General features: G+C 71.3%; 18 protein-coding genes. 12 read left to right on the forward strand and 6 right to left on the reverse strand.

Annotation, left to right across the window (positions count from 1 at the left end; all coding sequences use genetic code 11):
• Nucleotides 1-212 precede the first annotated feature (212 nt).
• The 6 genes from ftsZ (at nucleotide 213) to ACH4TP_RS27225 (ending at nucleotide 5,171) form a co-directional block, all read left to right on the forward strand.
• On the forward strand, nucleotides 213-1,427 hold the full coding sequence (ftsZ, locus tag ACH4TP_RS27200) for a cell division protein FtsZ (RefSeq protein WP_389224030.1): 1,215 nt from the start codon (nucleotides 213-215) through the stop codon (nucleotides 1,425-1,427).
• Complete coding sequence (gene pgeF / locus ACH4TP_RS27205) at nucleotides 1,424-2,161, forward strand: peptidoglycan editing factor PgeF (protein ID WP_389224028.1); 738 nt, start codon at nucleotides 1,424-1,426, stop codon at nucleotides 2,159-2,161. Before ftsZ ends, pgeF begins: the two co-directional genes overlap by 4 nt.
• Entirely contained in the window at nucleotides 2,161-2,880 is a 720-nt protein-coding gene (locus ACH4TP_RS27210; RefSeq protein WP_389224025.1) for a YggS family pyridoxal phosphate-dependent enzyme, read from the forward strand. Before pgeF ends, ACH4TP_RS27210 begins: the two co-directional genes overlap by 1 nt.
• A gap of 122 nt (nucleotides 2,881-3,002) precedes the next feature.
• Nucleotides 3,003-3,623: a cell division protein SepF gene (locus tag ACH4TP_RS27215; RefSeq protein WP_030693462.1), complete on the forward strand. Its 621-nt coding sequence runs from the start codon at nucleotides 3,003-3,005 to the stop codon at nucleotides 3,621-3,623.
• Between the two features lie 80 nt (nucleotides 3,624-3,703).
• Entirely contained in the window at nucleotides 3,704-3,994 is a 291-nt protein-coding gene (locus ACH4TP_RS27220; RefSeq protein WP_388853793.1) for a YggT family protein, read from the forward strand.
• Nucleotides 3,995-4,061: 67 nt separating this feature from the next.
• Nucleotides 4,062-5,171 (forward strand): DivIVA domain-containing protein, encoded by a 1,110-nt coding sequence (locus ACH4TP_RS27225; protein ID WP_388853790.1) that lies wholly within the window; start codon nucleotides 4,062-4,064, stop codon nucleotides 5,169-5,171.
• Nucleotides 5,172-5,324: 153 nt separating this feature from the next.
• Here ACH4TP_RS27225 and ileS read toward each other — a convergent pair whose 3' ends face one another.
• The gene (ileS, locus tag ACH4TP_RS27230) at nucleotides 5,325-8,459 is read right to left on the reverse strand and encodes an isoleucine--tRNA ligase (RefSeq protein WP_389224022.1); all 3,135 of its coding nucleotides are present in this window, start codon (nucleotides 8,457-8,459) and stop codon (nucleotides 5,325-5,327) included.
• 544 nt (nucleotides 8,460-9,003) lie between these two features.
• Here ileS and ACH4TP_RS27235 point away from each other — a divergent pair.
• The 6 genes from ACH4TP_RS27235 to ACH4TP_RS27260 all read left to right on the forward strand — a co-directional run bounded on the left by ACH4TP_RS27235 (nucleotide 9,004) and on the right by ACH4TP_RS27260 (nucleotide 14,301).
• Nucleotides 9,004-9,912 carry a TraR/DksA C4-type zinc finger protein gene (locus ACH4TP_RS27235; RefSeq protein ID WP_398439384.1) on the forward strand — a complete coding sequence of 303 codons (909 nt, stop codon included), beginning with the start codon at nucleotides 9,004-9,006 and terminating at the stop codon, nucleotides 9,910-9,912.
• 80 nt (nucleotides 9,913-9,992) lie between these two features.
• Nucleotides 9,993-10,577, forward strand: a complete 585-nt coding sequence (gene lspA, locus ACH4TP_RS27240; RefSeq protein ID WP_398177627.1) for a signal peptidase II — start codon at nucleotides 9,993-9,995, stop codon at nucleotides 10,575-10,577.
• A gap of 17 nt (nucleotides 10,578-10,594) precedes the next feature.
• The gene (locus ACH4TP_RS27245; protein WP_389224013.1) at nucleotides 10,595-11,536 is read left to right on the forward strand and encodes an RluA family pseudouridine synthase; all 942 of its coding nucleotides are present in this window, start codon (nucleotides 10,595-10,597) and stop codon (nucleotides 11,534-11,536) included.
• A complete protein-coding gene (locus ACH4TP_RS27250; protein WP_398439385.1) occupies nucleotides 11,533-12,000 on the forward strand; it encodes a GNAT family N-acetyltransferase in 468 nt (155 codons plus the stop codon). The genes ACH4TP_RS27245 and ACH4TP_RS27250 overlap by 4 nt, the downstream gene beginning before the upstream one ends.
• Nucleotides 12,001-12,092: 92 nt before the next feature.
• A complete protein-coding gene (locus tag ACH4TP_RS27255) occupies nucleotides 12,093-13,679 on the forward strand; it encodes a Na+/H+ antiporter (protein ID WP_398177622.1) in 1,587 nt (528 codons plus the stop codon).
• Between the two features lie 52 nt (nucleotides 13,680-13,731).
• Complete coding sequence (locus tag ACH4TP_RS27260) at nucleotides 13,732-14,301, forward strand: dienelactone hydrolase family protein (protein ID WP_389224004.1); 570 nt, start codon at nucleotides 13,732-13,734, stop codon at nucleotides 14,299-14,301.
• A 78-nt stretch (nucleotides 14,302-14,379) separates the two neighbouring features.
• Here ACH4TP_RS27260 and ACH4TP_RS27265 read toward each other — a convergent pair whose 3' ends face one another.
• The 5 genes from ACH4TP_RS27265 to ACH4TP_RS27285 form a co-directional block, all read right to left on the reverse strand.
• The gene (locus ACH4TP_RS27265) at nucleotides 14,380-15,339 is read right to left on the reverse strand and encodes a zinc metalloprotease (protein WP_389224001.1); all 960 of its coding nucleotides are present in this window, start codon (nucleotides 15,337-15,339) and stop codon (nucleotides 14,380-14,382) included.
• A 327-nt stretch (nucleotides 15,340-15,666) separates the two neighbouring features.
• Nucleotides 15,667-17,316 (reverse strand): alkaline phosphatase D family protein, encoded by a 1,650-nt coding sequence (locus tag ACH4TP_RS27270; protein WP_398439386.1) that lies wholly within the window; start codon nucleotides 17,314-17,316, stop codon nucleotides 15,667-15,669.
• Nucleotides 17,317-17,459: 143 nt separating this feature from the next.
• Nucleotides 17,460-18,275: a DsbA family protein gene (locus tag ACH4TP_RS27275; protein WP_389223996.1), complete on the reverse strand. Its 816-nt coding sequence runs from the start codon at nucleotides 18,273-18,275 to the stop codon at nucleotides 17,460-17,462.
• Between the two features lie 51 nt (nucleotides 18,276-18,326).
• Complete coding sequence (locus tag ACH4TP_RS27280) at nucleotides 18,327-19,013, reverse strand: hypothetical protein (RefSeq protein WP_398439388.1); 687 nt, start codon at nucleotides 19,011-19,013, stop codon at nucleotides 18,327-18,329.
• A gap of 60 nt (nucleotides 19,014-19,073) precedes the next feature.
• On the reverse strand, nucleotides 19,074-20,408 hold the full coding sequence (locus ACH4TP_RS27285; RefSeq protein WP_398439389.1) for a DUF2252 domain-containing protein: 1,335 nt from the start codon (nucleotides 20,406-20,408) through the stop codon (nucleotides 19,074-19,076).
• Between the last annotated feature and the right edge of the window lie 25 nt (nucleotides 20,409-20,433).

The raw sequence follows: 20,433 nt of genomic DNA on the forward strand, positions 1-20,433 counted from the left end.
AAAACGGGAGGTTCGGCGTGTTCGTTGAACGTGCGCCACTTGTCGACTTAGTGTCCTGTTCGGAAGAGTCCAACGAACAGCGACACTGGTAACCCTAAACTTCAACGTTAGGGTTCGGGTCGGCTATTCGGACCGTCCCAATCGGCATCCGTCGGAGCGGCGCGACCAACCGCGCAGCGACGACACGTAACTCGAGGCGAGAGGCCTTCGACGTGGCAGCACCGCAGAACTACCTCGCAGTCATCAAGGTCATCGGTGTCGGCGGCGGTGGTGTCAATGCCATCAACCGAATGATCGAGGTCGGCCTCAAGGGCGTCGAGTTCATCGCGATCAACACCGACGCGCAGGCGCTGTTGATGAGCGACGCCGACGTCAAGCTCGACGTCGGTCGTGAACTGACCCGCGGCCTCGGGGCCGGGGCCAACCCGGCCGTCGGTCGCAAGGCGGCAGAGGACCACCGTGAGGAGATCGAGGAGGTCCTCAAGGGGGCCGACATGGTCTTCGTCACCGCAGGCGAAGGCGGCGGCACCGGCACCGGCGGCGCGCCCGTCGTCGCCAACATCGCGCGCTCGCTCGGCGCCCTGACGATCGGCGTGGTCACCCGCCCGTTCACCTTCGAGGGCCGCCGTCGCGCCAACCAGGCGGAGGACGGCATCGCCGAGCTCCGCGAAGAGGTCGACACCCTCATCGTCATCCCGAACGACCGACTGCTGTCGATCTCGGACCGCCAGGTCTCCGTGCTCGACGCCTTCAAGTCGGCCGACCAGGTCCTCCTGAGCGGTGTCCAGGGCATCACCGACCTCATCACCACCCCGGGTCTGATCAACCTCGACTTCGCCGACGTCAAGTCGGTCATGTCCGAGGCCGGTTCGGCACTCATGGGCATCGGCTCCGCCCGCGGCGACGACCGCGCGGTGGCGGCGGCCGAGATGGCGATCTCCTCGCCGCTCCTGGAGGCCTCCATCGACGGCGCCCGCGGCGTGCTGCTCTCCATCTCCGGCGGCAGCGACCTCGGTCTCTTCGAGATCAACGAGGCCGCGCAGCTGGTCAGCGAGGCGGCCCACCCCGAGGCCAACATCATCTTCGGCGCCGTCATCGACGACGCCCTCGGCGACGAGGTCCGGGTCACCGTCATCGCGGCCGGCTTCGACGGCGGCCAGCCGCCGGCCCGCCGGGACAACATCATCGGCTCGGTCTCGGCCAAGCGCGAGGAGCCGGCCCCGGCGCCCCGCATCACCGAGACCCCCCGCCCGCTGGGCGGCCTCGGCACGCTCGCCCCGCGCGAGGAGCCGGCCCCGGTCCCGGTCGAGCCCGCCCCGGTCGTCAACGAGACCCCGCTGACGCCGGCCCCGCCGGTCGTCCCGCCGGCCCGTCCGTACGCGGACAGCCAGGCCGAGGAGCTGGACGTCCCGGACTTCCTGAAGTGATAGGGCAGCGCTTCGACGCGAACGGCGCCCACTTCGCCTTCACCGACCGGTGGGGCGGGGTGAGCGCCGTTCCGTACGAGGAGCTCAACCTCGGCGGGGCGGTCGGGGACGACCCGGAGGCCGTCCTCGCCAACCGGGGGACCGCCGCCCGCTCGCTCGGGCTCGACCCGGCGCGGGTGGTCTGGATGAACCAGGTCCACGGCGCCGACGTCGCCGAGGTCGACGGACCGTGGGGGGACGGGGAGATCCCGTCCGTCGACGCGATCGTCACCGCCCGGCCCGGACTCGGCCTCGCCGTCCTCACCGCGGACTGCGTCCCGGTTCTGCTGGCCGACCCCGTCGCCGGAGTCGTCTCGGCCGCCCACGCGGGACGGCCCGGGATGGTCGCCGGAGTCGTCCCCGCCGCCGTCGCGGCGATGGTGGGGCTCGGCGCCGACCCCGCCCGGATCGTCGCCCGCACCGGACCCGCCGTCTGCGGCCGGTGCTACGAAGTGCCGGAGGCGATGCGCGCCGAGGTCGCCGCCGTCGAACCGGCCGCGTACGCCGAGACCTCCTGGGGCACCCCCGCCGTCGACGTCGCCGCCGGAGTGCGCGCGCAGCTGGAGCGGCTCGGGGTCCGGGACGTCGCGGACGCCGGGGTCTGCACCCTGGAATCGCGCGACCACTACTCGTACCGCCGCGACCGCACCACCGGGCGACTCGCGGGATATGTCTGGTTGGCAGGAAAGAGCTGATGACGGACCGCAAGTCGGAACTCGCCGCGAACCTGGCCCGGGTGGAGGAGCGCATCGCCGCCGCGTGCGCCGCCGCCGGGCGCGCGCGGGAGGAGGTGACCCTGATCGTGGTCACCAAGACCTACCCCGCGAGCGACGTCAGACTCCTGCACGAGCTCGGCGTCCGGCACGTCGCCGAGAACCGGGACCAGGACGCCGCCCCCAAGGCGGCCGCCTGTGCCGATCTCGACCTGACCTGGCACTTCGTGGGCCAGTTGCAGACCAACAAGGTCAGATCCGTGGTGGGTTATGCCGATGTGGTGCAGTCCGTCGACCGTTTGAAGCTCGTTTCCTCCCTCTCCGCGGCCGCGGAGAAGGAGGGCCGCGAGATCGGCTGCCTCCTCCAGGTCGCGCTCGACGCCGGGTCCGGCGAGCGGGGCGACCGCGGCGGCATCGCGCCGGACGGGATCGAGGAGTTGGCCGCGGCCGTGGACGCCGCGCCCGGACTGCGGCTCGACGGACTGATGACCGTCGCCCCGCTCGCCGGGGAGTACGCCGGCCGGCAACGCGCGGCCTTCGACCGGCTGATGGATTTGTCGACTGTCCTGCGCGCGACCCGTCCGGCTGCGAACATGGTGTCAGCAGGGATGAGCGCGGACCTCGAGGAGGCCGTCGCTGCCGGGGCGACACACGTACGCGTCGGTACGGCGGTACTCGGCGTCCGCCCGAAGCTCGGGTAACGTCGCGAAGCAAGTCGGACCACAGCAGAAAATATGGTCATTCCGCAGAACGGCGGGATGGCCCGTGGATCGCCGGCACTTGGTGACAAGGCCGATCCACCACAGAGCGGAGGACTCAGAGAATGGCCGGCGCGATGCGCAAGATGGCGGTCTACCTCGGCCTCGTGGAGGACGATGGGTACGACGGCCGGGGCTTCGACCCCGACGACGACTTCGAACCCGAGCTGGAGCCGGAGCCCGAGCGCGACCGGCGCCACACCCCCCCGCGCCAGGTGGAGCGCGAGGAGCCGGTGCGAGTGGTGCAGCCTCCGGCCCCCCGGGAGCCGATTGCCCATTCTGTCCCGGTGCTCGCCGAAAGCGGACGTCCGGCCCGAATTGCCCCCGTGGCATCCATCACACCCGAACGCCCGAGCCTGGAGAAGAACGCACCGGTGATCATGCCCAAGGTCGTGTCCGAGCGGGAGCCGTACCGCATCACCACGCTGCACCCGCGGACCTACAACGAGGCCCGTACCATCGGGGAACACTTCCGTGAGGGCACCCCCGTGATCATGAACCTCACGGAGATGGACGACACGGACGCGAAGCGACTTGTCGACTTTGCCGCCGGACTCGTCTTCGGGCTCCATGGCAGCATTGAGCGCGTGACGCAGAAGGTGTTCCTGTTGTCGCCTGCTAACGTCGATGTCACGGCGGAGGACAAGGCCCGGATCGCAGAGGGCGGATTCTTCAACCAGAGCTGAGAACACGAGAACCGGACGGACCGGTCGCGAAGCGGCCGGACAAGCGAGAGCACGGAAGCCAGGGGAGAGGGAAACGCGGGATGGGCGTCGCACTACAGGTGGTCTACATCGTGCTGATGTGCTTCCTCGTCCTCCTGATCGTCCGGCTTGTCATGGACTACGTCTTCCAGTTCGCCCGTTCATGGCAACCCGGTAAGGCGATGGTGGTCGTCCTTGAGGCCACCTACACTGTCACCGATCCACCGCTCAAGCTTCTGCGGCGACTGATCCCGCCGTTGCGTCTCGGGGGCGTGGCACTCGACCTGTCCTTCTTCGTTCTGATGATCATCGTCTACATCCTGATCTCCATCGTGAGCCGCTTCGCGGGGTGATGGTGGAGGAACAAGTGGACGATACGGTCTTGCCGACTGCCGACGACTACGTAGAGGTGAAGAAGAGATGCCGCTGACCCCCGAGGACGTGCGGAACAAGCAGTTCACGACCGTCCGCCTTCGAGAAGGCTATGACGAGGACGAGGTCGATGCCTTCCTCGACGAGGTCGAAGCCGAACTGACCCGCCTGCTCCGCGAGAACGAGGACCTGCGCGCCAAGCTGGCCGCCGCGACGCGTGCCGCCGCGCAGAACCAGCAGCAGGGCATGCGCAAGCCCCCGGAGCCGCAGGATCGTCCCGTCGGTCCCGGCGCGCCGGTGCCCGCCGCCATATCCGGACCGCCGGCCCAGCAGCAGCAGCCGCAGATGGGTCCGCCGCAGCTGCCGTCCGGTGCCCCCGCGCTTCCCCCCGGCCCCATGCAGGGCGGCCCCATGGGCCCCGGCCCGATGCAGGGCGGCCCCATGCAGGGCGGTCCGATGGGTCCCGGTCCGATGCAGGGCGGCCCCATGGGTCACCCGCAGCAGCAGATGCAGCAGCAGATGCCGCCGCAGATGCAGCAGCCGCAGCCGCAGCAGGGCCCCGGTGGCGACAGTGCCGCGCGTGTCCTCTCGCTCGCCCAGCAGACCGCCGACCAGGCGATCGCCGAGGCGCGCTCCGAGGCCAACAAGATCGTCGGCGAGGCGCGCTCGCGCGCCGAGGGCCTGGAGCGGGACGCCCGCGCCAAGGCGGACGCTCTTGAGCGGGACGCGCAGGAGAAGCACCGCGTCGCGATGGGCTCCCTGGAGTCCGCCCGCGCCACGCTGGAGCGCAAGGTCGAGGACCTGCGCGGCTTCGAGCGCGAGTACCGCACGCGTCTGAAGTCCTACCTGGAGTCCCAGCTGCGTCAGCTGGAGACCCAGGCGGACGACTCGCTGGCTCCGCCGCGCACCCCGGCCACGGCCTCCCTGCCGCCGGCCCCGTCGATGGCCTCGGCGGGCGCGAGCGCGCCGTCCTACGGCGGCAACGGCGCGATGGGCGGTGCCCCGTCCATGGGCGGTGCCCCGTCCTACGGCGGCCAGCAGCAGATGTCCCCGGCGATGACCCAGCCGATGGCTCCGGTCCGTCCGCAGGCACCCCAGCCGATGCAGCAGGCGCCGGCGCCGATGCGGGGCTTCCTGATCGACGAGGACGACAACTGACGCGGCGGGTTCACGCGTGCTGAGCGCGTAGCCGTCGGCAGTCTTGAAGGGCCGGTTCCCCCAGGGGAACCGGCCCTTCGGCGTACCCCGCCCGGCGGGTGCGGGGTACGCCGAAGGGCCCGGCACCGAGCGGTGCCGGGCCCTTCGGGGGTGTCAGGCCTTGCGGAGGCGGAAGGCGAGGGCCAGGCCCTCGTCCTCGAAGGCGGGACCGTAGGTGTCGTCGGCCTCGCCGGAGGCGTAGTCCGTCGCGAGCACCTCGTCCGCGATCAGCTCGGCGTGGGCCGTGAGGGCCTCGGCCGTCTCCGGGGAGGCGGAGGTCCAGCGCAGCGCGATGCGGTCCGCGACGTCGAGGCCGCTGTTCTTGCGGGCCTCCTGGATGAGGCGGATCGCGTCACGGGCGAGGCCCGCGCGGCGGAGCTCGGGGGTGATCTCCAGGTCGAGGGCGACCGTCGCGCCGGAGTCGGAGGCGACGGACCAGCCCTCGCGGGGGGTCTCCGTGATGATGATCTCCTCGGGGGTGACGGTGATCTCCTCGCCGTTCACCACGAGGGCCGCCTCGCCGGAGCGCAGCGCCAGCGAGAGGGCCGCCGCGTCGGCCGCCGCGACCGCCTTCGCCACGTCCTGGACGCCCTTGCCGAAGCGCTTGCCGAGCGCGCGGAAGTTCGCCTTGGCCGTCGTGTCGACGAGCGAACCGCCGACCTCCGAAAGGGAGGCCAGGGAGGAGACGTTCAGCTCCTCCGTGATCTGGGCCTGGAGCTCCGGCGACAGGGCCGAGAAGCCCGTCGCCGCGACCAGCGCGCGGGACAGCGGCTGGCGGGTCTTCACGCCCGACTCCGCCCGCGTCGCCCGGCCCAGCTCGACCAGGCGGCGGACCAGGAGCATCTGCTCCGAGAGCGTGCCGTCGATCAGGGCGGCGTCCGCCTCGGGCCAGGTCGCCAGGTGGACCGACTCCGGGGCGTCCGGCGTGACCGGCACCACCAGGTCCTGCCAGACCCGCTCGGTGATGAACGGGGTCAGCGGGGCCATCAGGCGGGTGACCGTCTCGATGACGTCGTGGAGCGTGCGGAGCGCGGAGGCGTCGCCCTGCCAGAAGCGGCGGCGCGAGCGGCGCACGTACCAGTTGGAGAGGTCGTCGACGAAGGCCGAGATGAGCTTGCCGGTGCGCTGGGTGTCGTACGACTCCATCGCCTCGGTCGTCTCGGCGACCAGCGTGTTCAGCTCGGAGAGCAGCCAGCGGTCGAGGACCGTGCGCTCGGCCGGCGCCGGGTCCGCCGCGCTCGGCGCCCAGCCGGACGTCCGGGCGTACAGCGCCTGGAAGGCGACCGTGTTCCAGTACGTGAGGAGGGTCTTGCGCACGACCTCCTGGATCGTGCCGTGGCCGACGCGGCGCGCCGCCCACGGGGAGCCGCCGGCCGCCATGAACCAGCGGACGGCGTCGGCGCCGTGCTGGTCCATCAGCGGGATCGGCTGGAGGATGTTGCCCAGGTGCTTGGACATCTTCCGGCCGTCCTCGGCGAGGATGTGGCCGAGGCAGACCACGTTCTCGTAGGACGACTTGTCGAAGACCAGGGTGCCGACCGCCATCAGCGTGTAGAACCAGCCGCGGGTCTGGTCGATGGCCTCGGAGATGAACTGCGCCGGGTAGCGGGACTCGAAGAGTTCCTTGTTCTTGTACGGGTAGCCGTACTGCGCGAACGGCATGGAGCCCGAGTCGTACCAGGCGTCGATGACCTCCGGCACGCGGGTGGCGGTCTTCGAGCAGGTGGGGCACGGGAAGGTGACCGCGTCGATGAACGGGCGGTGCGGGTCGAGCTCCGACTGGTCGGTGCCCGTCAGCTCGGTGAGCTCCGCGCGCGAGCCCACGCAGGTCAGGTGGTCGTCCTCGCAGCGCCAGATCGGCAGCGGGGTGCCCCAGTAGCGGTTGCGGGAGAGCGCCCAGTCGACGTTGTTCGTCAGCCAGTCGCCGAAGCGGCCGTGCTTGACCGACTCCGGGAACCAGTTCGTCCGCTCGTTCTCCGCCAGCATCCGGTCCTTGACCGCGGTCGTGCGGATGTACCAGGACGGCTGCGCGTAGTACAGCAGCGCCGTGTGGCAGCGCCAGCAGTGCGGGTAGCTGTGCTCGTACGCGATGTGCTTGAAGAGCAGGCCGCGCGCGTCCAGGTCGGCGGTGAGGGCCTCGTCGGCCTTCTTGAAGAAGACGCCGCCGACCAGCGGCACGTCCTCCTCGAAGGTGCCGTCGGGGCGGACCGGGTTGACGACCGGCAGGCCGTACGCCTTGCAGACCTTGAGGTCGTCCTCACCGAAGGCGGGGGACTGGTGGACCAGACCCGTGCCGTCCTCGGTCGTCACGTACTCGGCGTTGACGACGTAGTGCGCCTCGGCCGGGAACTCGACGAGCTCGAAGGGGCGCTGGTAGGTCCAGCGCTCCATCTCCGCGCCCGTGAAGGACTCGCCCGTGGTGACCCAGCCCTCGCCGAGGGCCTTCTCGACCAGCGGCTGGGCGACGACGACGCGCTCGTCGCCGTCGGTGGCGACCACGTAGGTCACCTCGGGGTGCGCGGCGACCGCCGTGTTGGACACCAGGGTCCACGGGGTCGTCGTCCAGACGAGGAGCGCCGCCTTGCCGGCGAGCGGGCCGGAGGTGAGCGGGAAGCGCACGTACACGGAGGGGTCGACGACCGTCTCGTAGCCCTGCGCCAGCTCGTGGTCGGAGAGGCCGGTGCCGCAGCGGGGGCACCAGGGGGCGACGCGGTGGTCCTGGACCAGCAGGTCCTTCTCGAAGATCTGCTTGAGCGACCACCAGACCGACTCGATGTACGAGGGGTCCATGGTCCGGTACGCGTCGTCGAGGTCGACCCAGTAGCCCATGCGGGTCGTGAGCTCGGCGAAGGCGTCGGTGTGCCGGGTCACGGACTCGCGGCACTTCTCGTTGAACTCGGCGATGCCGTACGCCTCGATGTCCTTCTTGCCGGAGAAGCCGAGCTCCTTCTCGACGGCGAGCTCGACCGGCAGGCCGTGGCAGTCCCAGCCGGCCTTGCGGGCCACGTGGTAGCCGCGCATGGTCCGGAAGCGGGGGAACACGTCCTTGAAGACGCGGGCCTCGATGTGGTGGGCACCGGGCATGCCGTTGGCGGTGGGCGGGCCCTCGTAGAACACCCACTCGGGGCGTCCCTCGGACTGCTCCAGGGTCTTGGCGAAGACCTTGTTGTCGCGCCAGAAGTCGAGCACGGCGTGCTCGAGGGCGGACAGGTCTACCTGGGCGGGTACCTGGCGGTACTGCGAAGACATCGATCTTCCTCCGGCGGATGTGCCACGTTTCCGTCCGGAGGGACGAGAGCACTGCTCCCGCGGTACCACCCTCCTTGGCCCCGGGCGCGGACGCCCTGAGCCCCCTCATTGGGGTCGCGACGCCGGGTCTAGTCACCGCGCTGTCGCGCGGCTTTCTTCCGACGGCTCCGGGGTGATGCTTCACATCGGGCTCGCCCCCGGGCTCTCACCGTCCCCGGGTCGCTCATGGCTGCTTGCGACGCTACTCGTCCCCATCCAAGCCTTTCGCTGGAGCCAGTGTACGGGGCCCGGGGAGAGGCGGCAGACCGGTTTTCCCGTGACCCGAATGGCCATACGGGCCGTGCCGGACTTCGCGTGCGCCCATGTGGGGGAGGGGCGGGACGGATAACCGGGCGGGGAGCTGGGCACAACGGAGGCAGGCCCGCCCCGCGGGGAGCGGGGGCGGGTGGGAACGGCGGCGTGCCCCGTTGCCGCGGGCCTTGGGCCGATTTATCGTCCCAGCACGATTCGCGAGCAAGATCACAAAATGTGAAGGGGCCGCGACATGGTGGCGAAGAAGACCGCCGCGAAGAAGACCTCGGTCGCCGGTTCCGCCGGCGCGGCCGGGGTCGCCGAGGACGTGTCCGTCAAGGACGTGGCCGGCAAGAAGTCGACGGTCGACGGGAAGCGGGTCGCGAAGAAGACGCAGGCCCGCAAGACGGTCGCGAAGAAGGCACCCGCCAGGAAACCCGCGGCCCGCAAGACGACCTCCGAGGCCACGGCCCCGAAGAAGGCCGCGGCGACGGACCCCGCCGACGAGGCCCCGGCTTCGAAGAAGGCCGCTGCGGCAGACCCCGTCGGCGAGGCCCCGGCCTCGAAGAAGGCCGCTGCGGTGGATTCCGCCGACGAGGTCTCGGCCCCGAAGACGCCGGCCAGGAAGGCCGGGGCGAAGAAGGCGGTCGCGCGGAAGGCGACCGCCGCGAAGAAGCAGACAGGAGCCAGGACGGTGGCAGCGAAGAAGACCACGGGTGGCGTCACGACCGTCGGGGACGGGGCGGCGGTGCCCCCGGCGCGGGCCGGTGAGCTCGCGGTGCGTCCCGGCGAGGACCCGTGGACGCCGGCGGAGGTCGCCGAGGCCCGCGACGTCCTCCAGTCGGAGGTGCTGCGGCTGCGCAGCGAGCTCGTCCATTCCCAGGAGGAGCTGACCGGCCTGATGCGGGACTCCGGCGACGGCGCCGGGGACGACCAGGCCGACACCGGCACCAAGAACATCACGCGCGAGCACGAGCTGGCCCTCGCGGCGAACGCCCGGGAGATGCTGGAGCAGACCGAGCACGCCCTGGAGCGGCTCGACGCGGGCACGTACGGCCTCTGCGAGGTGTGCGGGAAGCCGATCGGCAAGGCGCGGATGCAGGCCTTCCCGCGGGCCACGCTCTGCGTCGAGGACAAACAGCGGCAGGAGCGGCGCGGCTGACGATCTCGGCTGCCGGTCTCGTACGCCTGTGCCGTACCCTCGGGGCACGGTCAGGCATCGAGGTCGAGGGACTCACTCACGTGGCAGAGGCGGAGCGCATCATCGGTACGCCGGATTCAGCAGGGGCCGACGAGACGGCCGCTCCCGAGGGCACGGCCGCTCCCGAGGAGCGGCCCAGGGGCAGGCGCAGGATCGTCGCCCTCTTCGTCGTGGCCGTCCTCGCCTACCTGCTCGACCTCGGCAGCAAGATGCTGGTGGTCGCCAAGCTGGAGGGCCACGAGCCGATCGAGCTGGTCGGCGACCTGCTGCGGCTCGACGCCATCCGGAACCCGGGCGCCGCCTTCGGCATGGGCGAGGCCTTCACGATCATCTTCACCTGCATCGCGGCCACCGTGATCGTCGTGATCATCCGGCTGGCGCGGAAGCTCTACAGCCTGCCCTGGGCGATCGCGCTGGGCCTGCTGCTCGGCGGGGCGCTCGGCAACCTCACGGACCGGATCTTCCGCTCGCCGGGGGTCTTCGAGGGCGCGGTCGTGGACTTCATCGCCCCCGCGCACTTCGCCGTCTTCAACCTCGCCGACTCGGCGATCGTCTGCGGCGGCATCCTGATCGTCATCCTGTCGTTCCGGGGTCTGGACCCGGACGGCACCGTCCACAAGGACTGACAAGGCATACTCGACGGGTGAGCACGAGTCCCGAGATCCGCACGCTGCCCGTTCCCGATGGCCTGGAGGGCGAGCGCGTCGACGCCGCCATCGCCCGTATGTTCGGGTTCTCCCGTACGAAGGCGGCCGAGCTGGCCGCCGCAGGGAAGGTCCAGGTCGACGGCTCCGTCGTCGGCAAGTCCGAGCGGGTCAGCGGCGGCGCGTGGCTCGAGGTCGAGATGCCGGGCGCGGCCGCGCCCGTGCAGGTCGTGGCCGAGCCCGTCGAGGGCATGGAGATCATCCACGACGACGACGACATCGTCGTGATCATGAAGCCGGTCGGCGTCGCCGCGCACCCCAGCCCCGGCTGGACCGGCACCACGGTCATCGGCGGCCTCGCCGCCGCCGGGTACCGGATCTCCACCTCCGGCGCCGCCGAGCGCCAGGGCATCGTGCACCGCCTCGACGTCGGCACCTCCGGTCTGATGGTGGTCGCCAAGTCGGAGTACGCGTACACCTCGCTCAAGCGCCAGTTCAAGGAGCGCGTGGTCGACAAGCGCTACAACGCGCTGGTCCAGGGCCACCCGGACCCGATGAGCGGCACCATCGACGCGCCGATCGGCCGGCACCCGAACCACGACTACAAGTGGGCGGTCACCGCCGACGGCAAGCCCTCGGTCACGCACTACGACCTCATCGAGGCGTACCGCTCGGCCTCGCTGCTCGACATCAAGCTGGAGACGGGCCGCACCCACCAGATCCGGGTGCACATGTCCGCCCACCGCCACCCCTGCGTCGGCGACCTCACCTACGGCGCCGACCCGACGCTCGCCAAGCGCCTCGGCCTGACCCGGCAGTGGCTGCACGCCGTCCGCCTCGGCTTCGAGCACCCGGCCGACGGGTCCTGGGTCGAGTTCTCCAGCACCTACCCGGCGGACCTGCAGAAGGCCCTCGACCGGATCGCCTCGGAGAGCCGGTGAGCGACGCCTACACCGTCCGCGAGGCGGTCGGCGAAGGGGACAGGGAGGCCTGCTTCGCGGTGCGCCGCGAGGTCTTCGTCGAGGAGCAGGGCGTCCCGCGGGAGCTGGAGTACGACACGTACGACGCCACCGCGGTGCACGTCCTCGCGGTGCGCGCGGACGGACTGTCGCTGGGCACCGGACGCCTGCTGTACGGGGCGGACGCGGTCGGCAAGACCGGCGGCGACGCCTCGGTGGGCTCCCTCGGCCGACTCGCCGTCGCCAAGGCCGCGCGCGGCCTCGGGGTCGGCGCGGCGCTCGTGCGGGCCGTCGAGGACGCGGCGCGGGAGCGCGGTCTGAGCGCCGTCGACCTGCATGCGCAGACCCACGCGCTGGGCTTCTACGAGCGGCTCGGCTACGAGGTGTACGGCCCGGAGTTCCCGGACGCGGGCATCCCGCACCGGGCCATGAGGCGCGCGCTGTAGAACGTCCGGCGGGAGAGGTCGCCCCGCGCGCCGTCAAACGTTCAGCAGGGGGCGATTGCCTTCAAAACGGACGTACGTGACAGGGTGGGGCCGTGGATCAATTGGCCCTGCTCTTCCTGCTGCTCCTCGGCGCCCTGCTCACCGTGCCGCTCGGCGAACGGCTCGGGCTGCCCGCGCCCGTCCTGATGACCCTCGTCGGGATCGTGCTGGCCTTCCTGCCGTTCGTGCCGAACGTCGACGTCCCGCCGGAGTTCATCCTCCCGCTGGTCCTGCCGCCGCTCCTGTACGCCTCCGTGCAGCGGACCTCCTGGCGGCAGTTCGCGGCCAACAGACGGCCCATCTTCCTGCTCGCCGTCGCCCTGGTCTTCGTCACCACGGCCGCCGTCGGCGCGGTCGCGCACTCGCTGGTGCCCGGCCTTCCGCTGGCGGCCGCGCTGGCGCTCGGCGCGCTCGTGGCGCCGCCGGACCCGGTGGCCGCCACCGCCGTGGCCGGTTCGCTGGGGCTGCCCCGCCGGCTCGTGTCGATCCTGGAGGGCGAGGGCCTCTTCAACGACGTCACCGCGATCGTGCTCTACCACGTGGCGATCGCCGCCACCGTCAGCGGCTCCTTCTCCTGGCCCGAGGCGCTGGGCGAGTTCGTGCTGTCCGCCGTGGTCGCCGTCGTCATCGGCCTGGCGCTCGGCTGGCTCTCCAACAAGCTCATCGGATTCCTCGGCGACGTCACCCTGCAGACCGGCCTCACCCTCCTCGTCCCCTTCGTGAGCTACGTGATCGCCGAGGAGCTGCACGGCTCCGGCGTCCTCGCCGTCCTGGTCACCGCCCTCTTCCTGGCCGAGCACGCGGCCGACGCCGACGACGTCATGGGCCGGCTCGCCGGACAGACCTTCTGGCAGATCGTCGACACCCTCGTCACCGGCATCGCCTTCGGCCTCATCGGCCTGGAGCTCGTCCACGTCTTCGGGGTCGCGGAGGGGCGCGGCTGGGAGATGCTCGGCTGGGGCGCCGCCGTGGTCGGCGTGGTCGTCGGCGTCCGGCTCCTGTGGCTGCTTCCCGCCACCTGGCTGGCGAAGCGGCTGCACACGCTGCGGGACGTCGACGAGGAGATCCCGATGAGCTGGCGGGAGACCGTCGTCATGTGGTGGGCGGGGATGCGCGGGGTGGCCTCGGTGGCGCTCGCCCTCGCCATCCCGTTCACCACCGACGACGGCTCGCCCTTCCCCGGCCGCGACGAGATCGTCTTCATCGCCTTCTGCGTGATCATCGCCACTCTCGTCCTCCAGGGCCTCACCCTGCCCTGGCTGGTCAAGCGGCTCGGGGTGCGGGCCGACACGGAGACCGAACGCGCCCTGGAGCGGGAGCTCGCGATCCGCGCGGCGAAGGCGGCCAAGCGCAGGCTCAAGGAGATCGAGGAGGTCGAGGAGCTGCCCGAGGAGGTCCAGGAGCGGCTGCTGCGCGGGGCGTACGACATCGGGGCGAGGATCAGCCCCGACATGGTGGACGACGAGCGGCGGGCCGCGTTCCTGGAGCGGAGCAAGCGGTTCAAGGCGGTGCAGCGGATCCAGCGGGAGCTGATGTCGGCCGCCCGGCACGAGGTCCTCTCGGCCCGCAGCGAGCCGGGCGCCGACCCCGAGGTGGTGGACCGGGTGCTGCGCCACCTGGACGTGCGCAGCATGCGCTGACGCCTCCGGGGCCTGCCCGGTGCCGTCGGCGCCGGGTGGCAGGATGGGACGCATGGACATCATGCTCTTCCACTCGGCCTACGGGCTGACCCCTTCCGTCGAGGCGGCCGCCGAGCGGCTCCGGGCCGCCGGGCACCAGGTCTGGACCCCGGACCTCTACGACGGCCGGACGGTCGGGACCGTCGAGGAGGGCGTGGCGCTCCGGGACGAGATCGGCAAGGACGAGCTGCTGAAGCGGGCGGTCCTGGCCGCCGCGCCGTACTCCGAGCGGGGCCTGGTCTACATGGGCCTCTCGCTCGGGGCCTCGATCGCGCAGACCCTGGCGCTCGGTGACGAGAGGGCGCGCGGGCTGCTGCTGTTCCACGGCACCTCGGACCTCGCGGAGTCCGCCTCGGTGGACGAGCTGCCGGTCCAGCTGCACGTGGCCGAGCCGGACCCCTTCGAGACGGACGACTGGCTGTCCTCCTGGTACCTCCAGATGCGCAAGGCCGGGGCGGACGTGGAGATCTACCGCTACCGGGGCGCGGGGCACATCTACACGGACCCGGAGCTGCCGGACTACGACGCGGAGGCGGCGGAGCGGACCTGGGCGGTCGCGCTGTCCTTCATCGACAGCCTGTAGGGCGCAGGAGAGTGCGGAAAAGGGGTGTGGCCCCGGGGAACTCCCCGGGGCCACACCCCTTTTCGCGCGGACGGTCCGTCAGGCGCGGTACGCGACCCAGGCGTCGTTCATGCGGGCCACCTGGCCGGCGGTGAACTGGTACATGCAGGAGTCGTACGTGTAGTCCATGAAGTTGTGGATCGGGTCCACACCGGGCTTGGAGGTGCAGGTGTCACGGCCGGTCGGGCACTCGAAGGCGGCGCTCTTCTCGGCCGGGGTGTCGGAGACGTAGTCGCCGTTGCCGGTGCAGCCGCCCTGGAAGGTGTGGTACAGGCCCATCCAGTGGCCGACCTCGTGGGTGGCGGTGTCGCCCTCGTTGTAGTTGGCGGCGGAGCCGCCCGGGAGCGAGGCGTCGAGGATGACGACGCCGTCCATGTTCGGGGCGGACTTGTACGAGGACGGGAAGGTCGCCCAGCCGAGGAGGCCGCCGCCGAGGTTGGCGGTGTAGATGTTCAGGGCGTTCGCGCCGCCCTTGCGCAGGGCGGTCTTCATGTCCTTCTCGGCCTGGGTGCCGTCGGTGATGTTGTACCAGGTGGCGTTGTCCGTGTAGTCGGTGCCGGCCAGGGAGAACTGGAAGCCCGAGTTGACGTTGCCGGTGCCCTGGCCCGAGTAGGCGGCGTTGAGGACGGCCATCTGGTTGTTGATGGCGGTGGCGCTGAGCTTGCCCGTCGTGCCGCTGTGGATCACGTGGAAGTAGACGGGGATCGTGGCGCCGGCGGCGAGGGAGGAGGCGCTGAGGCGGCCGGAGTTCCGGGCGGCGGCGACCTTCTTCTTCAGGTCGTCGTCCATGGCCTTGGCCTGGGCGGCGCTGACGGCGTTGGGCTCGGCCTCGGTGGAGTTGCCCTTCGCCTTGCGGGCGCCGGACAGGGCGGTGGCGCCGTCCGCGCACTTCTCGGCCGAGGCCAGCGTGGTGGTCGACGGGGTGGCCGCCGGGGCGGACAGCGGGGCCAGGGCCAGGGTTCCGGCCATCACGGCGGTGCCGAGCACACGACGGGACATGCGCGGCGATATACGGACAAGAGCACGCACGGGTGACTCCTCGCGGGGGGTGGTTGCGAGGAACTTCCTCGCCACGCCGGGGAGGTTACGCGTCCATGTCAGGGGTCGCCGAGGAGCGATCAAGCCCAATCATTCGTGGGGCAATTCGGGTCATCGGGAAGAAAAACTTCCGTCGCTCCCAGGGTTTGAGACGGGGACGTAACGAACGAAGTGACAGAGGCGGGTGGTGTGTCCGGATTCGATCTCCGGAACCCACCACCCGCCGTAGCCATGTGATCCCCCGTTAACAAAAGGGATCATGGCTGAAAATCGCCGTTAAGGCATCGCTCAGAGCACCGGCTGGTACACCCGCTCGACACGCTGCGTTCCGCTCAGCGTCCGGTACGAGCGCGCCCAGGACGCCGTCGCGGCCGGGTCCGTCTTGTCGGAGACCGTGTAGTAGTCCATCTGCGAGCGCGCGGCCGTCACGTCGAGCACGCCGTAGCCGTGGTGGTCCATGTCCACCCACTTCACATGGCGGTTGGCGGTCTTCACGGCGCCCGCGGCCACCACCGAGAGCGTCCCCGGGGCCACGTGCAGCAGGTCGTCGAGGTTGTCCGAGGTCACCGAGGTGACCACGAACTCGGTCGCCGCCGAGGCCGAGAGCGGGTACGTCGCGGCCTTCACCGGCACGTCGTTGGCCCAGGCCATGTGGATGTCGCCGGTCAGGAAGACCGTGTTCCGGATCGCCCGCTCGGTCAGGTGCGCCAGCAGCTCCTTGCGGTCGTCGGTGTAGCCGTCCCACTGGTCGACGTTGACCGCGATCCCCTCCTTCGGCAGGCCGAGGAGCCCGGCGAGCGGCTCCAGGAGGTACGCCGGCAGGGAGCCGAAGGCGACCGGCGAGATCATCACCGAGGTGCCGACCAGCTGCCAGGTCGCGTCCGAACCGGCCAGACCGGCCTTCAGCCAGTCCAGCTGTGCGCGGCCGGTGATGGACCGCTCCGGGTCGTCCACCGTGCCGCTGCCCGTCTTCGCCGGCGCGGAGCGGAACGAGCGCAGGTCCAGCAGGTGCAGATCGGCCAGCTTGCCGAAGCGCAGGCGCCGGAAGACCGTGCCCTCCGTGGAGGTGCGGACCGGCATCCACTCGAAGTACGCCTGCTTCGCGGCGGCCACCCGGGCCGCCCAGTCGCCCTCGGCGCCGGGGGTGTGGTTCTCGGCCCCGCCCGACCAGGCGTCGTTGGCGAACTCGTGGTCGTCCCAGATGGCGACGATCGGGTGCGCCGCGTGCATCGCCTGGAGGTCGGCGTCCGTCTTGTACTTCCCGTGCCGGGTGCGGTAGTCGGCCAGCGTGAGGATCTCGTGGCGCGGCTCGTGCTGCCGGACGACGTACTTCGCCTCGGGGTAGGCGCCGGTGGCGTACTCGTAGATGTAGTCGCCGAGGTGGAGGACCGCGTCCAGGTCGGAGCGGGCCGCGAGGTGGCGGTAGGCGGAGAAGTAGCCGGACTCCCAGTTCGAGCAGGAGACCACGCCGAAGCGGACGCCGGGCCCGGCGGAGTCGGCGGCCGGCGCGGTGCGGGTGCGGGCGGTCGGGGAGACGGCGCCGTCCGCGGTGAAGCGGAACCAGTAGGCGGTGGCCGGGCGCAGGCCCCGGACGTCGGCCTTCACCGTGTGGTCGGAGGCGGCGCTCGCCGTGGTCGTGCCGGAGGCGACGACCCGGGCGAAGGAGCGGTCCTCGGCGAGCTCCCAGCCGACCTGGACGTCGGGGCCGAGACCGGATCCCGGCACGGCCTCGGGGGTGGGGGTGACGCGCGTCCAGAGCAGGACGCCGTCGGGCAGCGGGTCGCCCGAGGCGACGCCGTGGAGGAAGGCGGGCGCCCCGGAGTCCGCGAGCGCCGGGGAGGCCGCGCCCAGCAGGGCGGGCGTGGCGACGGCGGTGACGGCGGCGGCCTTGACGACGGCGCGCCGCGTGGGGGCGGAGGATATGAAGCGACTGGTCACGGGCAGTCAGATTACTGACGAGTACGCCCGAGGGGCAGCCCCCAGCCGGAAGTTCGCCCACTCGTCGCCCCCCGGACGCCTGAGCCGGGTACGCCTCGGCCCCGGACCGAACCGGTCCGGGGCCGAGGCGGAGCGAGGGGGCGTCAGGCCTTGAGGGCCGCGTCGATCGCCGTGTTGAACTCGGCCACCGTCATCGGCGGGTTGGTCGTGCCCGGCGTCGTGACCGCCTTGCCGTTCATCTTCAGCGTCGGGGTGCCCTGCACCCCGCTGGCGTCGAAGGCCTTCGACATCTTCATCGCCCACGCGTCGAAGGTGCCGTCCTCGACGTTCTTCTTGAACGCGGCGTTGCCCTTGAGGGCCGGGACCGTGTCCGCCACCTCCAGGAGGTAGGAGTCCTTGGCGAACTTGTCCTGCTTCTCGTCCGGGTGGAACTTCGCGGAGTAGAGGGCGTACTTGTACTTCAGGAAGGCCTCCGGGCTCACGTCCAGCGCGGCGCCGAGCGCCGAGAGGGCGTTCTTCGAGCCCTCGCCCGGGATGCCGTTGTCGATGAAGGTGGCGCCCACGTACCTGATCTTGTACTTGCCGGCCTCGACGTCCTTCTCGACCGTGGAGCCCACGGTCTGCTCGAAGGTCGCGCAGACCGGGCAGCGCGAGTCCTCGTACAGCTCCAGCGTCTTCTTCGCGGAGTCCTTGCCGATGACGACGGTCGTGCCGTCCGTGCCCGTGGTGTTCTTCGGGGCCGTCACGTTCTTCGCGTCGGCCACCGACTCCCAGTGGGAGGGCTTGTTCGACTGGACGACCGCGTAGCCGATGCCGCCGGCGGCCGCCAGGACGGCCACGGCCGAGACGCCGACGATCACCTGCCGGCGCGCCCGGTCCTTCTTCGCCTGGCGCTCGCGCTCCTCGCGCAGTCGCTCGCGGGCGGCGGCCTTGTTGGCGTGGCTGTTGCGTGCACTCATGATTCTGATCTCCGTGAAAGGGGGAAGGGCAGGGGGACGCGCGGGACCCGCTCAGACGAGAGCGAGCACCTGACGCGGCGGCCCCCGCCGCCCGACGGAGTGCACGAGGAGCCGGGTACGGGAGGACCGGGGCCGGTCGGCGGGCCGACCGGCCCGCAGCGGCGCCGGACCGGCGGCCCGGAAGAAGGCCGCCACGAGCAGCAGCGGCCGGAACGCGAAGCCCTCCACCGCACGGAGCAGCCGGGCCAGGGCCCGCTCCCCGCCGCGCAGCCAGCACGCGGCCGAGAGCCCCACGCCCACATGGGCCAGGAGCAGCAGCCAGGGCAGCGCCGGGTCGGGGGAGTCGAGCAGCGCGGCCGCGCTCCCGCCCTCCGGGCTCACCACCCCAGGCAGCGGCGTGCCCACGGCGCCGCCGCAGAACACGTCCACGCCCACCGAGCGCAGCGAACCGGCGACCGGGCCGCCGGCGGGGCCGTAACAGACCGCCTGACCGCTGGTGAAGAGCGTGTCGGCGGCCAGCTCCAGGGGGACGAGGACCCCGGCGATCGGGCCGAGACCGCGCTCGCGGCCGGCCAGCGCGTACGCCACGGCGAAGACGCCGACCGCGACCGGGACGACCGTCCCCAGCGGCAGCGGCACGCGGGAGAGCAGCACGTGGGACGCCACGGACAGCGTCACGACCAGTGCCGTGAAGAACGCCGCCCGCAGCGCCCTCAGCTGCGTCCCTGCCATGTCCATCGTCGTGGAGTGTCCCACGACCGCCCGTAAGGGGTCCTTAAGGACAAGCTGTGCGTTCCCCTACAGGCCCGGGATCCGGCCGTTGCGGAAGAGGTCCACGAAGATCTGGTGGTCCGCCCGCGCCCGCGCCCCGTAGGAGTGCGCGAAGTCGACCAGGAGCGCGGCGAAGCCCTCCTCGTCGGCGGCTATCGCCGCGTCGATGGCCCGCTCCGTCGAGAACGGCACCAGCGAGTGGCCGCTGGAGTCGTCCGCCGCCGCGTGCATCGTGGCCGTCGCCCGGCCCAGGTCCGCGACGGTGGTCGCGATCTCCTGCGGGTCGTCGATGTCCGACCAGTCCAGGTCCACCGCGTACGGCGACACCTCGGCGACCAGCTGGCCCGCCCCGTCCAGCTCCGTCCAGCCCAGCCACGGGTCGGCGTGCGCCTGGAGCGCCCGCTGCGAGATCACGGTGCGGTGGCCCTCGTGCTGGAAGTACCCCCGTACCGCCGGGTCCGTGACGTGCCGCGAGACCGCCGGGGTCTGCGCCTGCTTCATGTAGATCACGACGTCGTTCTCCAGGGCGTCGCTGTTGCCCTCCAGGAGGATGTTGTACGAGGGGAGGCCGGCCGAGCCGATGCCGATCCCGCGCCGCCCGACGACGTCCTTCACCCGGTACGAGTCGGGGCGGGCCAGGGAGGACTCCGGCAGGGTCTCCAGGTAGCCGTCGAAGGCCGCCAGGACCTTGTACCGGGTGGCCGCGTCCAGCTCGATCGTGCCCGCGCCCGCCGAGAAGCGGCGCTCGAAGTCGCGGATCTCGGTCATCGAGTCGAGCAGCTCGAAGCGGGTCAGCGCCCGGGCCTCGCGCAGCGCGCCGAGGAGCGCCCCGTCGGCGGTCTCCAGGGTGAAGGAGGGGACCTCCGACGAATAGCTGCCCTTGGCGCCGGTGGCGAGGGCGTGGATCCGCTCCCGGTACGCGCCCGCGTAGATCCGGACGAGCTCGGTGATCTGCTCGTCGCTGAGCGCCTTGGCGTAGCCGATCAGGGCGAGCGAGGCGGAGAGCCGCTTGAGGTCCCAGGTGAAGGGGCCGACGTACGCCTCGTCGAAGTCGTTGACGTTGAAGACGAGCCGCCCGTTGGCGTCCATGTACGTGCCGAAGTTCTCGGCGTGGAGGTCGCCGTGGATCCAGACCCGGCCGGTCTGCTCGTCCAGGTACGGGCCCGCGTGCACCTCCTGCTCCAGGTCCGCGTAGAAGAGGCAGGCCGTGCCCCGGTAGAAGGCGAAGGCGGAGCCGGCCATCTTCCGGAACTTGACGCGGAAGGCCGCCGGGTCGGCGGCGAGGAGCTCGCCGAAGGCGGTGTCGAAGACGGCGAGGATGTGCTCACCGCGCTCGGCGGCGGTGGGCTGGGGGACCGACATCGAGGGTGCCTCCTGGTGCGGGGTG

It is taken from the genome of Streptomyces sp. NPDC021012, assembly GCF_044333355.1.
Classification (GTDB): domain Bacteria; phylum Actinomycetota; class Actinomycetes; order Streptomycetales; family Streptomycetaceae; genus Streptomyces.

Bases quoted from the DNA above. Each gene is read 5' to 3' on its own strand.
- ACH4TP_RS27210 (WP_389224025.1), top strand. From the start codon at position 2,161: ATGACGGACCGCAAGTCGGAACTCGCCGCGAACCTGGCCCGGGTGGAG.
- ACH4TP_RS27215 (WP_030693462.1), top strand. From the start codon at position 3,003: ATGGCCGGCGCGATGCGCAAGATGGCGGTCTACCTCGGCCTCGTGGAG.
- ACH4TP_RS27220 (WP_388853793.1), top strand. From the start codon at position 3,704: ATGGGCGTCGCACTACAGGTGGTCTACATCGTGCTGATGTGCTTCCTC.
- ACH4TP_RS27225 (WP_388853790.1), top strand. From the start codon at position 4,062: ATGCCGCTGACCCCCGAGGACGTGCGGAACAAGCAGTTCACGACCGTC.
- ileS (WP_389224022.1), bottom strand. From the start codon at position 8,459: ATGTCTTCGCAGTACCGCCAGGTACCCGCCCAGGTAGACCTGTCCGCC.
- ACH4TP_RS27235 (WP_398439384.1), top strand. From the start codon at position 9,004: ATGGTGGCGAAGAAGACCGCCGCGAAGAAGACCTCGGTCGCCGGTTCC.
- ACH4TP_RS27260 (WP_389224004.1), top strand. From the start codon at position 13,732: ATGGACATCATGCTCTTCCACTCGGCCTACGGGCTGACCCCTTCCGTC.
- ACH4TP_RS27265 (WP_389224001.1), bottom strand. From the start codon at position 15,339: ATGTCCCGTCGTGTGCTCGGCACCGCCGTGATGGCCGGAACCCTGGCC.
- ACH4TP_RS27275 (WP_389223996.1), bottom strand. From the start codon at position 18,275: ATGAGTGCACGCAACAGCCACGCCAACAAGGCCGCCGCCCGCGAGCGA.
- ACH4TP_RS27280 (WP_398439388.1), bottom strand. From the start codon at position 19,013: ATGGACATGGCAGGGACGCAGCTGAGGGCGCTGCGGGCGGCGTTCTTC.
- ACH4TP_RS27285 (WP_398439389.1), bottom strand. From the start codon at position 20,408: ATGTCGGTCCCCCAGCCCACCGCCGCCGAGCGCGGTGAGCACATCCTC.